At 73.4% G+C, this 19,582-nt stretch carries 15 protein-coding genes and 2 pseudogenes; 9 read left to right on the top strand and 8 right to left on the bottom strand.

Annotated features, from left to right (window positions below):
• Positions 1–61: 61 nt before the first annotated feature.
• Positions 62–442: a DUF2795 domain-containing protein gene (locus tag ACRWND_RS25165; protein ID WP_431953185.1), complete on the bottom strand. Its 381-nt coding sequence runs from the start codon at positions 440–442 to the stop codon at positions 62–64.
• 153 nt (positions 443–595) lie between these two features.
• Between ACRWND_RS25165 and ACRWND_RS25170 the strand changes: the two genes are divergently transcribed.
• On the top strand, positions 596–856 hold the full coding sequence (locus tag ACRWND_RS25170; protein ID WP_431953187.1) for a DUF6158 family protein: 261 nt from the start codon (positions 596–598) through the stop codon (positions 854–856).
• Between the two features lie 302 nt (positions 857–1,158).
• A complete protein-coding gene (locus ACRWND_RS25175; protein ID WP_431953189.1) occupies positions 1,159–2,394 on the top strand; it encodes an aminotransferase class I/II-fold pyridoxal phosphate-dependent enzyme in 1,236 nt (411 codons plus the stop codon).
• A 116-nt stretch (positions 2,395–2,510) separates the two neighbouring features.
• On the opposite strand, the gene ACRWND_RS25180 is transcribed toward ACRWND_RS25175, so the two are convergent.
• Together ACRWND_RS25180 and ACRWND_RS25185 are read right to left on the bottom strand one after the other, a co-directional pair.
• A complete protein-coding gene (locus tag ACRWND_RS25180) occupies positions 2,511–3,185 on the bottom strand; it encodes a DedA family protein (protein ID WP_431953190.1) in 675 nt (224 codons plus the stop codon).
• Positions 3,182–3,964 (bottom strand): MBL fold metallo-hydrolase, encoded by a 783-nt coding sequence (locus ACRWND_RS25185; RefSeq protein ID WP_431953192.1) that lies wholly within the window; start codon positions 3,962–3,964, stop codon positions 3,182–3,184. The genes ACRWND_RS25180 and ACRWND_RS25185 overlap by 4 nt, the downstream gene beginning before the upstream one ends.
• Before the next feature lie 137 nt (positions 3,965–4,101).
• Between ACRWND_RS25185 and ACRWND_RS25190 the strand changes: the two genes are divergently transcribed.
• The gene (locus tag ACRWND_RS25190) at positions 4,102–6,339 is read left to right on the top strand and encodes a phage holin family protein (RefSeq protein WP_431953194.1); all 2,238 of its coding nucleotides are present in this window, start codon (positions 4,102–4,104) and stop codon (positions 6,337–6,339) included.
• 51 nt (positions 6,340–6,390) lie between these two features.
• Here ACRWND_RS25190 and ACRWND_RS25195 read toward each other — a convergent pair whose 3' ends face one another.
• Positions 6,391–7,494, bottom strand: coding sequence for a calcium:proton antiporter (locus ACRWND_RS25195; protein WP_431953196.1), 1,104 nt, complete (start codon positions 7,492–7,494; stop codon positions 6,391–6,393).
• 189 nt (positions 7,495–7,683) lie between these two features.
• On the opposite strand from ACRWND_RS25195, the pseudogene ACRWND_RS25200 reads away from it, so the two are divergent.
• Positions 7,684–7,878: pseudogene (locus tag ACRWND_RS25200) on the top strand (DUF664 domain-containing protein); the annotation flags it as partial.
• A gap of 125 nt (positions 7,879–8,003) precedes the next feature.
• Here ACRWND_RS25200 and tnpA read toward each other — a convergent pair.
• The 4 genes and pseudogenes from tnpA to rhaI all read right to left on the bottom strand — a co-directional run.
• Positions 8,004–8,354 (bottom strand): annotated as a pseudogene (gene tnpA / locus ACRWND_RS25205) (IS200/IS605 family transposase); the annotation flags it as partial.
• A 68-nt stretch (positions 8,355–8,422) separates the two neighbouring features.
• Positions 8,423–9,910, bottom strand: coding sequence for a rhamnulokinase (locus ACRWND_RS25210; protein ID WP_431953198.1), 1,488 nt, complete (start codon positions 9,908–9,910; stop codon positions 8,423–8,425).
• Positions 9,911–10,096: 186 nt separating this feature from the next.
• The gene (locus ACRWND_RS25215; RefSeq protein WP_431953200.1) at positions 10,097–12,142 is read right to left on the bottom strand and encodes a bifunctional aldolase/short-chain dehydrogenase; all 2,046 of its coding nucleotides are present in this window, start codon (positions 12,140–12,142) and stop codon (positions 10,097–10,099) included.
• 57 nt (positions 12,143–12,199) lie between these two features.
• Entirely contained in the window at positions 12,200–13,366 is a 1,167-nt protein-coding gene (gene rhaI / locus ACRWND_RS25220; protein WP_431953202.1) for an L-rhamnose isomerase, read from the bottom strand.
• 323 nt (positions 13,367–13,689) lie between these two features.
• Between rhaI and ACRWND_RS25225 the strand changes: the two genes are divergently transcribed.
• The 5 genes from ACRWND_RS25225 to ACRWND_RS25245 all read left to right on the top strand — a co-directional run bounded on the left by ACRWND_RS25225 (position 13,690) and on the right by ACRWND_RS25245 (position 19,501).
• On the top strand, positions 13,690–15,210 hold the full coding sequence (locus ACRWND_RS25225) for a sugar ABC transporter ATP-binding protein (protein ID WP_431953204.1): 1,521 nt from the start codon (positions 13,690–13,692) through the stop codon (positions 15,208–15,210).
• Positions 15,207–16,262: an ABC transporter permease gene (locus tag ACRWND_RS25230; RefSeq protein ID WP_431953206.1), complete on the top strand. Its 1,056-nt coding sequence runs from the start codon at positions 15,207–15,209 to the stop codon at positions 16,260–16,262. The genes ACRWND_RS25225 and ACRWND_RS25230 overlap by 4 nt, the downstream gene beginning before the upstream one ends.
• A complete protein-coding gene (locus ACRWND_RS25235) occupies positions 16,255–17,286 on the top strand; it encodes an ABC transporter permease (protein WP_431953208.1) in 1,032 nt (343 codons plus the stop codon). The genes ACRWND_RS25230 and ACRWND_RS25235 overlap by 8 nt, the downstream gene beginning before the upstream one ends.
• A gap of 90 nt (positions 17,287–17,376) precedes the next feature.
• On the top strand, positions 17,377–18,459 hold the full coding sequence (rhaS, locus tag ACRWND_RS25240) for a rhamnose ABC transporter substrate-binding protein (protein ID WP_431953210.1): 1,083 nt from the start codon (positions 17,377–17,379) through the stop codon (positions 18,457–18,459).
• Between the two features lie 10 nt (positions 18,460–18,469).
• A complete protein-coding gene (locus ACRWND_RS25245) occupies positions 18,470–19,501 on the top strand; it encodes a LacI family DNA-binding transcriptional regulator (RefSeq protein WP_431953212.1) in 1,032 nt (343 codons plus the stop codon).
• Positions 19,502–19,582: the final 81 nt, after the last annotated feature.

A 19,582-nucleotide genomic window follows, 5' to 3' on the forward strand; every position in this document is an offset into this window, starting at 1 on the left:
CCCCCCCCCCCCCCCCCCCCCCCCCCCCCCCCCCCCCCCCCCCCCCGCCGCCCTCGGTCCGTCACGCCTCCGGGCGCATGCCCAGGGTCCGTACGACTTCCTGGACGTTGGCGTACCGCCGGTTGTCGCCGGGGAGTCCGTCCACCAGGTCGGTCAGGGGGTCCGGCGCGTGCCGTTCGCGCAGGGCGCGCAGCAGGTCGCCGCGCCGCGCGGGGAAGGGCTGCCGGGTCAGATGCCGGGCGAGCTCGAACCGCACCTCCGCGCCCTCGGGGGCACCCGCCCACGCCGGTCCGGTGCCCACCTCGGGGTCGTCGTCGGCGGCGGGCTCCGGGTCGTACCACTCGTCGACCCGGGTGGGGTGTCCGGAGCGCAGCATCCCGCGGAGTTCGTGCTTCATCTCGTCGTCGCGGTGGACGCTCAGCCGGTCGCTTCCTCGTTGCACGGTGGCTCCTCTCCTTCAGGGGTCGGGCCTGTCCCTCGTCTACCCAGAGCGGGGACCTGATGCCTGTTGAATGCCCGCATAAGCGGATGAATCCCCCTACTGCGGGTACCAATCGGGCGAGGTGACAGGAGGCGAAAGGAAGGTGCGCGCCCCATGAGCCGCTACCCCGGCGGGGTCGATCCCGCAGATCTGGACGAACGACAACTGGTGCAGGAACTAGAGTCGGTCCACCGGACCCGCCACGAGACGCTGCTCTACGGTTCCGGGGCGGCCCTCGACGCCCACAACTCCCGGATGGCCGCCCTCGAAGGCGAGTACCTGCGCCGTCATCCCCAGCGCATGGTCTCGGCGAGCCGTACCCGGGCCGGGGCGAGGGCGCGGGCGCTGCGAATGCCGGCGCAGGCCCCGCAATAGAGGGCCGGGCGCGGAACACCGGCCCGCCACGGGCACCGGCGCGAGTCGCCGCACCCGCTGTGACCGCCGTACGCCACGGGGCCGAACAGCCGCAGCGCCCCGACGGAGGACGAGGACGGGCGGCGCGGCGAGGAGCAGCGGGACCATGGGCACACCTCCGTGATCCCGGCTGCCCCGGATTCCCGGCGGCACGCGCGGGACCTCCCCCGGCGGCAGGAGGACGGAGCACGTGCGAGGCAGCGCGGCACGGGCGTGGACCCGGCCACCGGAACACGCTCGTCACAGAACCCACCGGAGGCACGATGCAGCGGACCTCACCGCCGGCCCCGACCGGGCGCCTCGCACGGACCGGACGTCGGCCCGACCCGGGCCTGCCGGTGCCGCCCTACTGGGCGCGGCGGCTGACCGCCGCCATGCCGGGAGGTGTCGCACCAGAGCCCTCCGGGGGCGGCGCGGCGGTGCGCGCGGCCGCCGCGGGGTACTGGGAGCGCCGCGGGCTCGCCACGGACGCCGCCGACATCATCGCCGCGCCCGGCGCGGAGCCCCTGCTGCTGGCGCTGCTCGCGGTGGTGGGGGGCGACGTCGTGCTCGCCCGGCCCGCCGCCGCGTGGCAGGCGCCGCTGGTGCGGACCGCGGGCCGGCGTACGGCGGCCGTGCAGACCCCCGCGGTCGGCGGTGGCGCCCCCGACCCCTTCGCCCTGCTGGAAGCGGTGCACCGGGCCCGCGCGGAGGGCGCCCACCCGCGGGTGCTGCTCATGGCGGCCGCAGACGACCCCAGCGGTACGGTCACGCCCCCGGAACTGCTGCACGAGGTCTGCGAGGCGGCCGAGCAGTGCGGGCTCCTGCTGGTCTCCGACGAGACCTACGCCGACACCGTGCACCGCCCGCACGAGACGGTGCTGCTCACCCCCGCCGAGACGCTGCCCACCCGCACGGTCGTCGTCACCGACCTGTGCGCGGCCCTGGCCCCGCCGTCCTGGCCTGTGGCGGTCGCCCGCTTCCCGGCCACCGAGGAGGGCAGCCGGCTGCGCGACGCCGTGGCGGACCGCTGCGCGGCGCTGCGCGCGGTCCTCCCGCAGCCGGTGGGCGCCGCGGCCGCCTACGCGCTCGCCGAGAGCGACGAGGTGCGGGCACGCCGCGCCGACGCGACCCGCCTGCACGCCGCCCTCGGCGCCGCGGCACACGAGGCGGTCACCCGCGCCGGCGCACTGTGCCGCCCGCCCGAAGCGGGCTTCCACCTCTACGCCGATCTCGGCCCCCTGCGGCACGCCCTGGCGGCCGCCGGCGTCACGGACGCCCCGACCCTGGAGGCCGCACTCACCGCCCGCCTCGGACACCCCGTGACCGGCGGGCACCACTTCGGCGACGACATCGCCGCCCTCCGCGTGCGGATCGACACCGGACCCCTTCACGGCGACGACGCCGCGCAGCGCGGCGCCGCCCTCGGCTCTCCGTACCCGCTCGAACTGCCGCATGTCGCGGCGGCGGTGTCCCGCCTGGGAGCGGCGGTCGCCGGGCTGGTCGCGGGCGGCGCCTGAACGGCGTGTTCCGATCGTCGGCCGCCCCGCCCGCCCCGCCGGTCCCGCCCGTCCCGGCCCGTCCCGCCCGTGCCCCGGCACGGCAGAGACTCCGCAGCCCTCCCGCCGTGAGGCGTTCAGTGGCTGGGGCCGGGGTGTTCCGCCGTGTGGTCGTCGGGGGCGGCGGGGTCCGGGGCGGGGCCGCGGGAGCGGCGCCGCAGGCGTGGGGCGGAGGCGATGAGCAGGGTGAGGGCGACGGCGAGGAGGACGCCCTGCCAGGGCTCGGGGAAGAGCGTGCCGCCGAGGATGCCGATCAGCTGGTAGGCCGCCGCCCAGGCGAGGCAGGCGGGAACGTCGCCGCGGGCGAAGCGGCGGACGGGCATCTCGGCGAGCAGGCAGGCGACCATCACCGGGATGCGGCCGGCGGGTATGAGGCGGGACAGGACGAGGACGGTCACGCCGTGCTCGTCGAGCCGGCGTTGCGCGTCGGCGAGGTGCGCGGGGTCGGCGCGCTCCTGCAGCTGCCGCCGCCAGCGCGAGCCGTTGCGCGACCGCACCCCGCGGTGGCCGAGCAGGTACAGGCCCAGGTCGCCGATGAAGGCGGCGGCCGAGGCGATGACGAAGACCAGGGCCAGGGAGAAGGGGGCGGTCTGGTGGAAGGCCACCACGGCGGCGCTGCTGACGAGCGCGCCCGTGGGCACGACCGGGACGAGGGAGCCGAGCACGACCAGCAGGAAGAGCGACGGGTAGCCGACCACCTGCCCGGTGGGCTGGGAGGACGCCTGCTCGGCGAGCAGGGTGAGTCCGCTCACCTGGCGGCCTCCAGCAGAAGGGTCTCCCCGTGGTCGAGCCGGTGCACCGCCACCGCGGGGGCGACCCGCCCGGCGTGCCGGACGAACTCGTCGCCGGGGGAGTGGAACTCGTGCGGGCGGACCGCGTCCATGCCGATCGGCCAGTACGTCCCGTAGTGGATGGGCACGGCGGCACGGGGCGCCAGCCGTGCCAGGGCCCGGGCGGCGCGGGCCGCGTCGAGGTGGCCGGAGCCGAGGAACGGCCCCCAGCCGCCGACCGGCAGCAGCGCGGCGTCGCAGGGGCCGACCTCGTCGGCCATCGCGTCGAACAGCCCGGTGTCGCCGGCGAAGTACGTCCGCTCCTCACCCACCAGCACATAGCCCAGCGCGGGGCAGCGGGGCGGCCCGTACGGCAGGCGCCGCCCGTCGTGCGCGGCGCTCACCACGCGTACCGTCAGGGCGTCCACCTTCACCTCGTCGCCGGGGACGACCTCGACCAGCTCCAGCCGCCGGACCGCGGCGAGCCGGCGCAGCCGGGGCACCGCGGCGGGGGCGCCGCGCGGCACGAGCACCGCGGTCCCCCGGGAGAGCCGGGCCAGCGAGCCGGTGTGCAGGTGGTCGGCGTGCAGGTGGGAGACGACGGCGACGTCCGCCAGCGCCGCGCCCGGCGGCGGCACCGCACCGTGCCGCCGACGCAGGTGCGCCAGGCGCGGGACGAACAGCGGATCGGTGAGCACCCGTACCCCCGAGTCCCGCACGGTCACCGTCGCGTGTCCCCACCAGGTGATCTCGACCGACACTCGCGCCTCCTCGTCTCGCTCCGAGCCTATGCTCCCGCGCGCCCGCCATGTGCCCCCCAGGTGCGCGGCGGGGCGCAGGGGGGACTGTGACAGTCTGGGGGCATTCGTGGTCGGGCGTACGGAGATGCGAGGAGAAGGTGGGCGTGCTGCGTCGGTGGCGGGCGACCGGGGGCGCGATCGTCCGCGTGCTGGTCGTGTGGGCGGTGTCGACGGCGACGATGGCCGTGCTCGCCGGGATCCTGCCCGACTTCCGCATCCAGTCGCCCTCCGGCGACAGCCCCACCCGTATCGCGGTGACGGCCGCTGCCGGAGCCGGTGCCTTCGGTCTGCTGAGCGCGCTGGTCTGGCCGGTGCTCGTGCGGGCCGTGCTGCTGGTGCCCGCGCTGGTGCTGGGCCTGCTGGTCTTCTTCCTCAACGGTTCGCTGCTGCTGCTCGCGCTCCGCTTCACCCCGGACTGGCAGGGCGACATCGCGCCGGCCACGGCCGTGGTGATCGCCGCGGTGATGTCGGCGGCCTCGTCCGCCACCAGCACGACGCTCGCCATGCGCGACGACGCGGCATACGGGCGCCGTCTGGCGCGCCTGGCCGGCCGCCGCCGCGGTGCGGGCCACCACGTGGCCGGCGCGGAGGGCAGGGGCGAGCCGGGCTTCGTCTTCCTCCAGCTGGACGGTGTCGGGTACGACGTGCTGCGCGAGGCCGTACGCCCCGCCACGCACCGGGGACGCCTGTGCCCACCCGCGATGGAGAGCGTCGCGGCATGGCTCGAGGGCAGTCACCGCCTGCTGCCGTGGACGACCGACTGGAGCAGCCAGACCGGCGCCAGCCAGCTGGCCATCCTGCACGGCAGCAACGAGGACGTGCCGGCCTTCCGCTGGTACGAGAAGGAGACCGGGCAGGTCATGGTCTGCAACCGGCCCTCCTGCGCCGCCGAGCTGGAACGCCGCGCCGTCGCCCGCACCGGGCGTGCGGGGCTGCTGGCGCCGGACGGCGCGAGCCGCGGCAACCTGTTCAGCGGCGGCGCCGAGCAGCTGGCGCTGGTGATGTCCGTGTCGACCCGCCGCCGCCGCTACACCGCCGACCGGCTCGCGATGGCCCGGCTGCGCTCCCGGGCGGTCGGCGCCCCGGAGGGCGGCGATCCGGCGGCCGTCCTCGCCGAGGTCAGCGCGACCCGCTCCCGGACCGGCTACTTCGCCTACTTCTCCGACCCGGCCAACGCCGTGCGCACCGCCGCGTCCTTCTTCGCGGAGGTCGTCCGCGAGGTCGCCGAGTCCGTCGCCGCGCGGCTGCGCCACGAGCGGCCGCGGGTGCCGCGCGGTGGGCTGTACCCCTTCCTGCGGGCCTTCGCCACCGTCGTCGAGCGCGACGTGGCGGTGGCGGCCGTCGTCGGCGACATGCTCGCCGGGCGCCGCGCCGTCTACGCCGACCTGGTCGCGTACGACGAGGTCGCGCACCACTCGGGGCCGCGCAGCCCGGACGCCATGCGGGTGCTGCGGCGTCTGGACCGCGCGATCCGGCTGATCGCGGACGCGTCCCGGTACGCGCCGCGGTCCTACCGGATCGTGCTGCTGTCCGACCACGGCCAAAGCCACGGCGAGACCTTCGAGGCCGCGTACGGGCTGACCCTGAGGGACCTGGTGCGGGCGGGTTGCGGCCTGCCGGTGCGCCGCCGTGCCCGGGGCGCGGCCAGCGGCGCCGAGGCTCGCGCGGCGGCTCGCGCGGCACTCCACCGCCCGGAGCAGGGGGGACGCACAGGCGAGGAGCAGGAGACGGCCGGACCGGCCACGGACCCGGTGGTGCTGGCCTCGGGGAACCTGGCGCTGATCTCCTTCCCCGACCTGCCGGGGCGGGCCGATCGGCAGAGCGTCGAAGCCCGCCACCCCGCCCTGCTGCCCACGCTCGCCGAGCACCCGGGGATCGGCTTCGTGCTGGTCCTGGACCGGGAGCGCGGACCGCTCGTGCTGGGCGGGGACGGCGGCGAGCACGAACTGGAGACGGGCCGGGTCACCGGCCGCGACCCCCTGGCGCCGTTCGGGCCGGGCGCGGCGGCCGCGGTGCTGCGCACCGCCCGCTTCCCGCACGCCGCCGACATCATGGTCAACTCGGCGTACGACCCGGTCACCCGGTCCGTGCACGCCTTCGAGGAGCAGGTGGGCTCGCACGGCGGCCTGGGCGGCGACCAGAGCCGCCCCTTCCTGATGCATCCGTTCGACCTGGACGGACCCGGGCTGCCGGACCGGCTGGTGGGCGCGGAGGCCGTGCACGAGTTGCTGGCGGGCTGGCTCGACCGCAAGCCAGTGGCGGCGGCGCCGGCCGCGGACGGCCCGGACGAGCAGTCGGCCCGGGGCGACCTGGACGGGCGGCGGGTCGTCGGCTGAGGGGCGCACCGCCCGCGGGACGCACCGCTGCCGGCGACGTGCACCGCCCGCTCATGGGCTGACCGCGAGCACCAGGTACGCCGCCAGCAGCGCCAGGTGCACCCCGGCATGCAAGGGCGTGGCCCGTCCCCGCATCATCGTCAGGGTGCCCACGGCGACGGTGATCGTGAGGAGCACCATGTGCGTGGCGTTGAGCCCCAGCACCAGCGGGCCGGTCCACACCGAGGCGATCGCGACCGCCGGGATGGTCAGCCCGATGCTCGCCATGGCCGACCCCAGCGCGAGGTTGAGGCTGGTCTGCACCCGGTCGCGGGCGGCGGCCCGGACGGCGGCGAGGGTCTCGGGCAGCAGCACCAGCAGGGCGATGACCACGCCGACCACGGAGGAGGGGAGGCCCGCGTACTGCACGCCCTTCTCGATCGTCGGCGACTCCACCTTGGCCAGCCCGACGACACCGACCAGTCCTACCAGCAGCAGCACCAGGCTGGAGAGCGCGGCTTTGCGGGTCGGCCGTTCGTAGTCGTCCCCCTCGAAGCCGTCGATCACCTCCCCGCCCGACGACACCGGCAGGAAGTGGGTGCGGTGCCGCACCGTCTGGGTGGCCACGAACAGGCCGTACAGGATGAGCGACGCCGCCGCGGCGAAGCTGAGCTGGGCACTGTTGAAGCGCGGGCCGGGCGCACTGGTGGTGAAGGTCGGCAGGACGAGACTGAGAGTGGCGATCGTCGCGACGGTCGCCAGCGTGGCTCCCGCGCCCTCGGGGTTGAAGACCGCCACCCGCCGCCGCACCGCTCCCACCAGCAGACTCAGTCCCGTGATGCCGTTGCAGGTGATCATCACGGCGGCGAAGACCGTGTCCCGGGCCAGCCCCGCGCTCTGCGGTCCGCCGTCCGCCGTCAGGGTGAGGATCAGCGCCACTTCGATGACCGTCACCGCCACCGCCAGCACCAGGGCACCGAACAGCTGGCCCACCCGGTGGGCGACCACCTCCGCGTGGTGGACCGCCGCGAGAACCCCGGCGCACAGGAAGCCCGCGACCACCACGACCAACGCCACCGGGAGGCTGCGTCCCCATGTCAGGGCCAGCACGACCACCGAGAGCACCGGGACGAGGACCGTCCAGTGCAGGGCGGACAGGGGGAAGCGAGCGGTCATGCCTCCGAGACTGACAGCAGGTCAGGTCCGGCGCGACGCGGGAGACCCGGATGTGCCGCCGTGCGTCGCCCGGCCGGGGGACACGCCTGGTCGGCCGAACGGCCCCGCTCGGGTGGCCCTGGCAGGCCGCCTCGGCGCGGCCTCTAAACCAGTGGACGCGCCGCCGTCCTTGTCGACAGCATTGCGCCGATGACAAGAACAGACACACCCGACTCCTGGGATGAGCGCTCCTCGCTGACGACCCTTCTCGACTACGCCCGGGACACCGCCCGCGCCAAGTGCGAGGGGCTCTCGCCCGAACACTCCCGCAGCGCCCCGCTCCCGGGTTCGCCCCTGATGACACTCAGCGGGCTGGTCAACCACCTCCGCTGGGTGGAGTACTACCGCTGATCTTGCGAGAGTGCCCCGGCCTTCAGGCCGGGGGTGAATCGCATCTCAGAACTGCTCTGACTGACCTCAACCGTGGGTGCGGGTCCGCACTGTCTACCCGGGCCCACGGTTGGCCGCGCTCAGTCCGGGCGCTTCTGCTGCGCGATGTAGTCCTTGACCACTTGGAGCGGCGCACCGCCGCACGAGCCGGCGAAATATGAGGGCGACCAGAACCGGCCGTGCGTGATCGCCCGGTTGACCCGGCCGGTGAACTCCGCGCGCAGGCGGCGGGAGGAGACGCCCTTGAGGCTGTTGACCAGGCTGGCGAGCGCGACCTTCGGCGGGTAGTGCACGAGCAGGTGGACGTGGTCAGCCTCGCCGTTGAACTCCTTCAGCTCCGCTCCGAAGTCCTCGCAGACCTTGCGCATGACTTCTTCGCAGCTCGTCAGCATCTCGTCGTCGAGGACGCCGCGCCGGTACCTGGTGACAAATTGGCCGGGCGCGAGACGGTGGGAAGGGCACACGGCCGACCGGAGTACGGCTACAGCTGGAGCGACAGCTACGGCCGCCGCGCCGCGGTGAGTTCCGCCAGCCGGGCCGCCGCGGCGTCCCAGGCCCGGCTGTCCCGGTCCGGCTCGTACGTGCGCAGCGGCTGCGTGGCCGCGACCAGGGCGCGCATCGCCGCCAGGCCCTCGGGGCCGTCGCCGACCGCGCCATGGGCGCGGGCCTGGACGAGGATGTTGCCCAGCGCCGTGGCTTCGGTGGGACCCGCGACGACCGGCAGGCCGGTGGCGTCGGCGGTGAACCGGCACAGCAGTTCGTTGCGGGAGCCGCCGCCGACGAGGTGGACGCGCCGGATGTCCCGGCCGGCCAGTTCGGCCGCCTCGCGCAGGGTGCGGCGGTGGGCCAGCGCCAGGCTCTCCAGGATGCAGCGGACGACCGCGCCGTGGGACTCCGGGGGCTTCTGGCCGGTCCGCAGGCAGAAGGCCCGGATCCGGGCGGGCATGTCGCCGGGCGCCAGGAACACGGGGTCGTCCGGATCGACGAGGGCCGCGAAGGGCTCCGCGGCGGCGGCCGCGTCGAGCAGTTCCCGCAGCGGCAGGCCCTCCTGCCGCTGGTCCCAGGTGCGGCGGCACTCCTCGAGCAGCCACATGCCCATGATGTTCCGCAGATAGCGGATGGTGCCGTCGACGCCGCGCTCGTTGGTGAAGTTGGCGAGCCGGGAGGCCTCCGTGAGCACCGGGGCGTCCAGTTCCAGGCCCGCCAGCGACCAGGTGCCGCAGGAGATGTACGCGAAGTCCGTCCCGGTGGCCGGCACCGCGGCCACCGCCGAGGCGGTGTCGTGCGAGGCCACCGTGACGACGGCGGTGTCCGCCGCAAGTCCGGTGTACGCGGCCACGTGCGGCAGGAGCGTGCCGGCGTGGTCACCCGGGGCGCGCAGCGGCGGCAGCAGGCGCGGCTCGATGCCGAGCCCGTCGAGGAGCTCCTGCGACCAGGTCGCGGTGCGCGCGTCGAACAGCCCGGTGGTGGAGGCGTTGGTCTCCTCGGCGCCGATGCTGCCGGTGAGCCAGTGGGTCAGCAGGTCGGGGATCATCAGCAGGGTGCGCGCGGCCTCGAACTGCGCGCCGCCCCGGGCGGCCGCGAGCTGGAAGACCGTGTTGAAGGGCAGGTGCTGCAGCCCGGTGACCCCGTACAGCCGTTGTGCGCCGATGCCGTCCCTGGTCCGGTCGGCGACGTTCTCGGTCCGGCCGTCCCGGTAGTGGTGCGGGACGCCGAGCAGGGCGCCGTCCGCGTCGAGCAGCCCGTAGTCGACGGCCCAGCTGTCGATGCCCACGGAGGTGACGCCGTCCGCGGCCCGGGCCGCCAGCCGCAGGCCGTCCAGGCTCTCCCGGAACAGGGAGAGGATGTCCCAGTGCAGGCCGGTCGGCAGCCGCACGGGGGTGTTGGGGAAGCGGTGCGCCTCGTCGAGGACCAGGTGGTCCGGGCCCACCCGGCCGAGGATGACGCGGCCGCTGGTGGCGCCGAGGTCGATGGCGGCGAATGGCACGTGGGCCCCTCGTGTTCTGGTCGTCCCGGTCCGGTGGGTCCGGGCGTTACGGTCGTCGGATCGTTCCGGGTCTCGCGCGTTCGGGTGACGGGTGCGGGCGGTGCGGCGCGGCGCACCGCGGGGTTCGGTGAGGCGTACGGGGGCGAGGGAGCCGGTCGGCCGGCTCCCCCGCGCACTGGGCCCGCGTCAGCGCAGGAAGGCCGCGGCCACGCCGGCGTCGACGGGGACGTGCAGACCCGTGGTGTGCGTCAGCTCGCCGCCGGTCAGGGCGAAGACCGCGTTGGCGACGTGCTCCGGGAGCACCTCGCGCTTGAGGATGGTGCGCTGGGCGTAGAACTCGCCGAGCTTCTCCTCCGGCACCCCGTAGGTGGCCGCGCGCTGGGCGCCCCAGCCCGAGGAGAAGATGCCCGAGCCGCGGACGACCCCGTCGGGGTTGACGCCGTTGACCCGGATGCCGTGCTCGCCGAGCTCGGCCGCCAGCAGCCGCACCTGGTGGGCCTGGTCGGCCTTGGTGGCGGAGTAGGCGATGTTGTTGGGACCGGCGAAGACCGCGTTCTTGGAGGCGATGTAGACGATGTCGCCGCCGAGCTTCTGCGCGATCAGCACGCGGGCCGCCTCGCGGGAGACGAGGAAGGAGCCGCGGGCCATGATGTCGTGCTGGAGGTCCCAGTCTCGGGCGGTGGTCTCCAGCAGCGGCTTGGAGATCGAGATGCCCGCGTTGTTGACCACCAGGTCCACTCCGCCGAAGGCCAGCAGGGCCTCCTCGAAGGCGGCGCCGATGGCCTCCTCGCTGGTGACGTCCACGGTGACGGCGACCGCCCGGTCGGGGCCGCCCAGTTCCTCGGCGACGGCCCGCGCGTTCTCCGCGTCGAGGTCGGCCACGACCACGCAGGCGCCCTCCGCCACCAGGCGGTGCGCGATGGCCTTGCCGATGCCCGAGCCGGCCCCGGTCACCAGGGCGATGCGCGTGGCCAGCGGTTTGGGCTTCGGCATGCGCTGGAGCTTGGCCTCCTCCAGCGACCAGTACTCGATGCGGAACTTCTCCGCCTCGTCGATCGGGGCGTAGGCGGAGACGGCCTCGGCGCCGCGCATGACGTTGATCGCGTTGACGTAGAACTCGCCGGCGACCCGAGCGGTCTGCTTGTCCTTTCCGTAGCTGAACATGCCGACACCCGGGATGAGGACGATCGCCGGGTCGGCGCCGCGGATCGCGGGGGAGTCCTCGCCGGCGTGCCGGTCGTAGTACGCCTGGTAGTCGGCGCGGTAGGCGGTGTGCAGCTCCTCCAGACGGGCCACGGCCTGCTCGAGCGGCACCGTCGGGGGCAGGTCGAGGACGAGCGGGCGGACCTTGGTGCGCAGGAAGTGGTCGGGGCAGGAGGTGCCGAGTGCGGCCAGCCGGGGGTGCTCGGCGTGCGCGAGGAAGTCCAGTACGGGTGCCGAGTCGGTGAAGTGGCCGACCTGCGGGCGGTCCTGGGAGGCGATCGACCGCAGCACGGGAGCGAGGGCGGCGGCCCGGGCCCGGCGCTCGGCCTCGGGCAGCGGCTCGTAACCGGGCAGCGCGGCGCCGAACGGGTCCTGCTTGCCGTGGCGCTCCAGGAACTCCTCGGCGGAGCGGATGATCCACAGGGCGTTGCGCTCGCACTCCTCGGAGCTCTCGCCCCAGGCGGTGATGCCGTGGCCGCCGAGGATCACGCCGACGGCCTGCGGGTTGGCCTCCTTGATGGCGGCGATGTCCAGGCCGAGTTGGAAGCCGGGGCGGCGCCACGGCACCCAGGCGACCTTGTCGCCGAAGCACTCCTGGGTGAGCTTCTCGCCGTCCGCGGCGCAGGCCAGCGCGATGCCCGAGTCGGGGTGCAGGTGGTCGACGTGGGCGGCGTCGACGAGGCCGTGCATGGCCGTGTCGATGGAGGGGGCGGCACCGCCCTTGCCGTGCAGGCAGTAGTCGAACGCCGCGACCATCTCGTCCTCGCGGTCGGGGCCCGGGTAGACGGCGGTCAGGGCGCGCAGCCGGTCCAGGCGCAGCACGGCGAGGCCGGCCTCGGTGAGCGTGCCCAGGTCGCCGCCCGAGCCCTTGACCCACATCAGGTCGACATCGGTGCCGGTGACGGGATCGGTGGCGGTGGCCTTGGCGGAGGCGTTGCCTCCGGCGTAGTTGGTGTTGCGGGGGTTGGCGCCGAGGCGGTGGGCGCGCTCCAGCAGCGCGGCGACTTCCGGATGGGTGGCGGATGCCATGGGGTGTCCTTCGGGAGGGGCGGTCGGGGAGGGACGGGGCGGAACGGCCGTGGCCTCTTACGCCCCCCAGCCGGCCTGGGTGCCGCCGACGCGGTCGGCGACGATGTGCTCCTGCCAGCCGGAGGCGTGGTAGGCGGCGACGGGGTCGGGGGCCAGGCCCTGCTCCTCGCGCACCTCCCGCAGCAGCGGGCGTACGTCGGTGTTGTACGCGTCCATCAGCGCGGCGTTGGCGGCGAGGACGTCACCGGAAGCCTGGGCCGCGCCGAGGGCGTCGAGGTCGACCAGGAGCGCCTTCGCGGTGGCCTCCTGGACGTTCATCACCGAGCGGATCACCGCGGGGATCTTGGCCTCGATGTTGTGGCACTGGTCGAGCATGAAGGCCACGTCGGTCGCGGTCTCGAAGCCGCCGTTCTTGGCGACCTCGTGCAGGATCCGGAAGAGCTGGAACGGGTCGGCGGCGCCGACCATCAGGTCGTCGTCGGCGTAGAAGCGGGAGTTGAAGTCGAAGCCGCCGAGCTTGCCCTGACTCAGCAGGAAGGCGACGATGAACTCGATGTTGGTGCCCGGCGCGTGGTGGCCGGTGTCGACGACGACCTGCGCCTTGGGCCCGAGCTTCAGGCAGTGCGCGTACGCGGTGCCCCAGTCCGGGACGTCGGTGGTGTAGAAGGCCGGCTCGAAGAGCTTGTACTCCAGCAGCATCCGCTGGTCGTCGCCGAGCCGCTCGTAGACCTCGGACAGGGCCTCGGCGAGGCGCTCCTGGCGGCCCACGATGTCGTCCTGGCCGGGGTAGTTGGTGCCGTCGGAGAACCAGAGCTTGAGGTCCTTGGAGCCGGTGGCGTCCATGATGTCGACGCACTCCAGCAGGTGGTCCACGGCCTTGCGGCGGACCCGCGGGTCCGGGTGGCACACGCTGCCGAGCTTGTAGTCGTCGTCCTGGAAGACGTTGGAGTTGATCGCGCCCAACTCCAGCCCGCGGTCCTTGGCGTGGGCCGAGAGCGCGGTGTAGTCCGCCACCCGGTCCCAGGGGATGTGCAGGGCCACCGTGGGGGCGACGCCGGTGAACTCGTGGACCTTGGCCGCGTCGTCGAGCTTCTCGTACGGGTCGCGGGGCACCCCGGCCTGGGCGAACACCTTGAATCGGGTGCCGGAGTTGCCGTAGCCCCAGGACGGCGTCTCGATCCGCTGGGCTGTGAGTGCCGCCTTGACGGCCGCGATGTCAGGCATGTCCACCTCGGATGGCTGGGTGAATCGGCTCGGTGAATCGACTGGGTGAATCGACTCAGTGAATCGATTCATTCGGCTGTGAAGCTATCTACGCGCCCCCCTGGCCGTCAAGGGGGCGGCCCGATTCCGTGCCCGTTATTGAATCGTGTCATCCGTCTGGGGAAAGGGCGTTGTGGCTGTTCGTACGGCCTTGTCGGGCGTGTTACCTGCGGGTTTCGCGAGGGTGCAGGTCAGGAGCGGGTCTCGGCGGCTCTTGACGCTTCCGTGAGGCGGGGCTAGCTTCCCGGCAACTCCGTTGAAACATTTCATAGCAGGAGGGCGCAATGACGCACCCCGAACCGGAGACCACTCCGGTGCTCGCGCTCGAGGGGGTGAGCAAGTCCTTCGGTGCCGTTCGCGCTCTGCGCGATGTCTCGCTCCGGCTCCACGCCGGCGAGGCCCACGCCCTGGCGGGTGAGAACGGCGCCGGCAAGTCGACGCTGATCAAGACCCTCGCGGGTGTGCACCGCCCGGACGCCGGAACCGTGCTGCTCGACGGCCGGCCCGTGGAGTTCCACGGCCCGGGGGACGCCCGTGACGCGGGGGTCGCCGTCATCTACCAAGAGCCCACGCTCTTCCCCGACTTGTCGGTGGCCGAGAACATCTTCGTCGGCCGCCAGCCGCGCCGCTCGCTCGGCAGGGTCGACCACAAGGCCGTGCGCGAGGCCGCGGCCGAACTCTTCCGCCGCCTCGGCGTGGACCTCGACCCCGAGCAGCCGGCGCGCGGACTGTCCATCGCCGACCAGCAGTTGGTGGAGATCGCCAAGGCGCTCTCCTTCGACGCCCGCGTCCTGATCATGGACGAGCCGACCGCCGCGCTCACCGGCAGCGAGGTCGCCCGGCTCTTCGGCGTCGTCAAGTCCCTGCGCGAGCAGGGCGCCGCGGTGCTCTTCATCTCCCACCGCCTCGAGGAGATCTTCGCCCTCTGCCAGCGGGTCACCACCCTGCGGGACGGCGCGTGGGTCGCCAGCGAGCCCCTCGACGGGCTCACCGAGGACGACCTGGTGCGCCGCATGGTCGGCCGCGACCTGGACGAGCTCTACCCCAAGCAGCACGCCGAGATCGGCGAAGTCGCCCTCAGCGTGCGCCGGCTGACCAGAGAAGGCGTCTTCACCGATGTCTCCTTCGAGGTGCGGCGCGGCGAGATCGTGGGCCTGGCGGGCCTCGTCGGCGCCGGGCGCAGCGAGGTCGCCCGGGCGATCTTCGGAGTGGACCGCCGTGACGCCGGCGAGGTCGTCGTCGACGGCAGACCGCTGCGCGGCGGCGCTCCCAGCCTCGCCATGGCCGCGGGCATCGCGCTCGTCCCCGAGGACCGCCGGGCCCAGGGCCTGGTGATGGACATGTCCATCGAGCGCAACATCGGCCTCACCGGCTTCGCCTCCACCACCAAGGGCGGTCTGATGAGCCGTCGGGCCGAGCGCAGCCGCGCCCTGGACTGGGCGGTGCGGCTCCAGGTGAAGTACGCCCGGCTGGCCGACGTCGTCGGCACCCTCTCCGGCGGCAACCAGCAGAAGGTCGTCCTGGCCAAGTGGCTCGCGACCGCGCCCGAGGTGCTGATCGTCGACGAGCCCACGCGCGGCATCGACGTCGGCACCAAGGCCGAGGTGCACCGCCTGCTGTCGCGGCTCGCGTCCGAGGGCGTGGCCGTCCTGATGATCTCCTCCGACCTGCCGGAGATCCTCGGCATGGCGGACCGCGTCCTGGTGATGCACGAGGGACGACTGACAGCCGAGATCCCCCGGTCGGAAGCGACCGAGGAATCCGTGATGGCGGCGGCGACCGGCCGCGTGAGGAGCGCGGCATGACCGTGACCGCCGACACCCCGCAGCGGATCGACGCGGACGAACCGACCGCGTCCCGCCGCTTCCTGGACCGGGTGCTGAAACTGCGCGCGCTCGCCGTGCTCGCCGTGCTCGTGGTCATGCTGGCCGCGACCCAGCTCTACAACAGCGAGTTCCTGTCCCAGCAGGGCGTCAAGGACCTCCTGCTCAACGCCACCATCCTCGTGCTGGTCGCCATCGGCCAGGCCATGGTCGTCATCACCCGCAACGTCGACCTGTCGGTCGGCTCGGTGCTCGGCATCTCGGCCTTCGCCGCCGGCACCTATCTGCACGGGGGCGGCAACCCCCTGGTCGCCGTGCTCATCGCGGTCGCGCTCGGCGTGCTCTTCGGCCTGCTCAACGGCCTGCTGGTGAGCCTCGGCCAGGTGCCCGCGCTCGTGGTGACCCTGGGCACCCTCTACATCATCCGCGGCATCGACTCCATCTGGGTCGGCTCGCGTCAGATCACCGCGAACGACCTGCCGGACAGCTTCGTCGACTTCGGCCACGACGGGATCTCGGTGATCCCCTACCTCGCGCTGCTGACGCTCGTGGTGCTGGTCGCGGCCGGCTACTACCTGCGCAGCTACCGCGGCGGACGCGACCTGTACGCGCTGGGCTCCAGCCCCGAGGCCGCCCGGCTGGCCGGCGTCCCGGTCCGCAAGCGCATCCTCACCGCGTACGTGGTGTGCGGGGCGCTCGCCGGACTCGCCGGGGCGCTCTACCTCGCCCGCTTCGGCAACGTCGACTCCGGCACCGGCAACGGCTACGAACTGACCGTCGTCAGCGCCGTCGTGGTCGGCGGCGTCGCCTTCACCGGCGGCTCCGGCACCGTGTACGGCGCCGCGCTCGGCGCCCTGCTGCTGACCTCGATCAACAGCGTCCTGCCCTCCGTCGGCGTCAGCTCGGTGTGGGTGCTGGCCATCGACGGCGTCCTGCTCCTGCTCGCCATCGCCGTGGACCGGATCGTGGCGCTGCGGGTGGCCGGCGTCCTCCGCAAGCGGGCCGCACAGATGAGGAGTGCCCACCATGCCTGAGACCACCAAGGCCCTCGCCCCGTCGGCTCGCCTCGGCGGCGCGGTGCGCTGGGACACCGCGGTCGGCGCCCTGCTCGTCGTCCTGCTGATCTGCTCCTTCTCCTTCGTGGACAACTTCGGCAACGCTCTGAACGTGTCCTTCCTGATCGGCAACACCCTGCCGATCGCCCTCATCGCGCTGCCGATGACCATGCTCGTCGTCTCCGGCGAGATCGACCTGTCCGTCGGCTCGACGGCCGGTCTCTCCGGCGCCGTGATGGGCGCGCTGTGGAACGGCGGCATGGCGATCGAGACGATCATCCCGCTCTGCCTGCTCCTCGGCGCCCTGTGCGGCCTGGTCAACGGCCTGCTGGTGACCCGGCTCGGCCTGCCCTCGCTGGCCGTCACCATCGGCACGCTCGCCGCCTACCGCGGCATCGCGCAGATCGTGCTCGGCGCCGACTCCGTCACCGACTTCCCGCAGCAGTACCTGGACTTCGGGGCGGGCCGGATCGACGGCACCTTCATCCCGTACGCGGCGATCCCCTTCGCCGTGCTGCTGCTGATCGCCGTCCTGGTCCTGCACGCGACGCCCGTCGGGCGCTCCCTGTTCGCCGTCGGCGCCTCGGAGGAGGCGGCCCGGTTCGCGGGAGTGCGCGTGCGGCGGCTGAAGCTGGCGATGTTCGTCACGACCGGCCTGGTCTCCTCCCTGACCGGGGTCTTCTGGGCGCTGCACTACGCCAGCGCCCGCTACGACAACGCCACCGGCCTGGAACTGTCCGTCATCGCGGGCGTCCTGCTCGGCGGCATCGACTTCGACGGCGGCAAGGGCACCCTGGGCGGCGCGATCGCCGGGGTGTTCCTGCTCGGCGCCGGCCAGAACGTCATGAGCCTGCTCAACGTCTCGGCCCAGTCCCAGATCGTCGTCACCGGTGTGCTCCTGGTGATCTCCGTCCTCGCCCCGAGGATCGGCCGCCAGGTCTCGCTGGCCAGGGCGCGCAGGAGGCCCGCCGACAAGGACCCGGCCGCGCTTGCCGTCTCCTGACCGCCTCCCCCACACGTCACACGGCACCACCACCCCCGCACCCTCTTCCGTCCTCACTCCGGCGCCCGTTCCGGCAGCGAAAGGAACACCATGTCCAGAACCCTCACTCGCCGTGCCACCGTTGTCGTCGCCGTGACCGCGGCCGTCGCGCTCGGCGCCACAGCCTGCGGCGGCACCACCAAGAACTCCGCCAAGGACAGCGGCGGCGGCGCCAAGGCGACCGCGTCGGCCGACCCCAACGCGGCGACCAAAAAGGGCCTGACAGTCGCATTCCTGCCCAAGCAGGTCAACAACCCGTACTTCACCATCGCCGACAACGGCGGCAAGCAGGCCCTGGACGCGCTGGGCTCCACCTACAAGGAGGTCGGCACCAGCAGCGGCACCGACACCGCCGGCCAGGTGAGCTACGTCAACACCCTGACGCAGCAGCAGGTCGACGCGATCGCCGTCTCCGCCCAGGACCCGGGCGCGCTGTGCACCTCGCTCAACCAGGCCCGCAAGAACGGCATCAAGGTCGTCACGTACGACTCCGACACCAAGCCCGAGTGCCGCGACCTGTTCGTCTCCCAGGCCAGCGCCGAGGACCTGGGCCGCACCGAGGTGCAGCTGATGGCCGAGCAGATCGGCTACAAGGGCGAGATCGCGATCCTCTCGGCGGCCCAGACCGCCACGAACCAGAACACCTGGATCGACTTCATGAAGGACGAGCTCAAGGGCCCCAAGTACAAGGACGTCAAGCTGGTCAAGGTCGCCTACGGCAACGACGACGCCCAGCAGTCCTTCCAGCAGACCCAGGGCCTGCTCCAGCAGTACCCGAACCTGAAGGGCATCATCTCCCCGACCACGGTGGGCATCAAGGCGGCCGCCCAGTACCTGGCGGGCTCCAAGTACAAGGGCAAGGTCAAGCTGACCGGCCTCGGCACGCCCAACGACATGCGCGCCTACGTCAAGAACGGCACTGTCGAGGCCTTCGAGCTGTGGGACCCGGCCAAGCTCGGCTCCCTCGCCTCGTACGCTGCGGTCGCCCTGGCCTCCGGGCAGATCTCCGGCACCGAGGGCCAGAGCTTCAAGGCCGGTGACATGGGCGACTACACCATCGGCAAGGACGGCGTGGTGGTGCTCGGCAAGCCGACCGTGTTCACCAAGGACAACATCGACCAGTTCACGTTCTGAGGGCCCGGGCGTGGCGGAGAAGGGCCGCACAGTGGGGATCAAGGACGTCGCCCGTGAGGCGGGGGTGTCCGTGGGCACGGTCTCCAATGTGATCAACCGGCCGGACGCGGTACCCGAGGCGACCCGGGTCCGCGTGCAGCGCGCCATCGCCCGACTGGGTTACGTACGCAGCGAGTCCGCCCGGCAGTTGCGGGCGGGCCGCAGCAGGATCGTTGCCCTGCTCGTGCTCGACATGGGCAACCCGTTCTTCGTCGACGTGGCGCGCGGCGCGGAACGGGCGGCCCGGGAGGCGGGTCTCGGCGTGATGGTCTGCAACAGCGCGCAGAACCCGGCGGAGGAGGCCGCCTACCTGTCGCTCTTCGCCGAACAGCGGGTGCGCGGGGTGCTGGTGACGCCGGCTGACGACGCCGACGGCGGCAACCTCGCCGCGTTTCGGCGGCACCGCATCCCCGTCGTCCTCGTCGACCGGGTCGCGCCGGGCGCCGACGGATGCTCGGTGTCGGTGGACGACGTGGCCGGGGGCCGGACGGCGGTCGGCCACCTGGTGGCCGCGGGGCACCGCAGGATCGCGTACGTCTCCGGCCCCGGGCACCTGCAGCAGGTCCGGGACCGGCGCGAGGGGGCGTTCGCCGCTCTCACGGAGGCCGGACTGCCGCCGGCGACGCTGCGAGAACTGCCCACCGAACGGCTGGACGTCGCCTCCGGACGCGACGCCGGCCACCGGCTGCTCGGCCTCCCCGAGCGGCCGACCGCCGTGTTCTGCGCCAACGACCTGCTCGCCCTCGGGGTGCTGCAGGCGCTGTACGCGGCGGGGGTGGACGTACCCGGCGAGATGGCCATCGTCGGCTACGACGACATCGAGTTCGCGGCCGCGGCGGCCGTGCCGCTCACCTCGGTGCGGCAGCCCGCGGCGAACATGGGCGCGCTGGCGGCCGGGATGCTCCTGGAGGAGACCGGGCCGCAGGCCCGCGAACACCGGCACCGGCGGGTCGTGCTCCAGCCGGAACTGGTCGTCCGGGACTCCAGCCTGATCCGCCGCTGACGCCGCCCCGGCCGGGTCCGCCTGCGCGGTGGGCTGGCCGGGGCGCCGCGGTTCGGGCGTCCGGTGAGGGCGAGGGCCGAC

The sequence above is a fragment of the Actinacidiphila sp. bgisy167 genome, from assembly GCF_965342175.1.
In the GTDB taxonomy this organism is placed as follows: domain Bacteria; phylum Actinomycetota; class Actinomycetes; order Streptomycetales; family Streptomycetaceae; genus Actinacidiphila.

Excerpts from the sequence above, each read along its gene's own strand:
- ACRWND_RS25170 (WP_431953187.1), top strand. The coding sequence starts at position 596 with ATGAGCCGCTACCCCGGCGGGGTCGATCCCGCAGATCTGGACGAACGA.
- ACRWND_RS25175 (WP_431953189.1), top strand. The coding sequence starts at position 1,159 with ATGCAGCGGACCTCACCGCCGGCCCCGACCGGGCGCCTCGCACGGACC.
- ACRWND_RS25195 (WP_431953196.1), bottom strand. The coding sequence starts at position 7,494 with ATGACCGCTCGCTTCCCCCTGTCCGCCCTGCACTGGACGGTCCTCGTC.
- ACRWND_RS25215 (WP_431953200.1), bottom strand. The coding sequence starts at position 12,142 with ATGGCATCCGCCACCCATCCGGAAGTCGCCGCGCTGCTGGAGCGCGCC.
- rhaI (WP_431953202.1), bottom strand. The coding sequence starts at position 13,366 with ATGCCTGACATCGCGGCCGTCAAGGCGGCACTCACAGCCCAGCGGATC.
- ACRWND_RS25225 (WP_431953204.1), top strand. The coding sequence starts at position 13,690 with ATGACGCACCCCGAACCGGAGACCACTCCGGTGCTCGCGCTCGAGGGG.
- ACRWND_RS25230 (WP_431953206.1), top strand. The coding sequence starts at position 15,207 with ATGACCGTGACCGCCGACACCCCGCAGCGGATCGACGCGGACGAACCG.
- ACRWND_RS25235 (WP_431953208.1), top strand. The coding sequence starts at position 16,255 with ATGCCTGAGACCACCAAGGCCCTCGCCCCGTCGGCTCGCCTCGGCGGC.
- rhaS (WP_431953210.1), top strand. The coding sequence starts at position 17,377 with ATGTCCAGAACCCTCACTCGCCGTGCCACCGTTGTCGTCGCCGTGACC.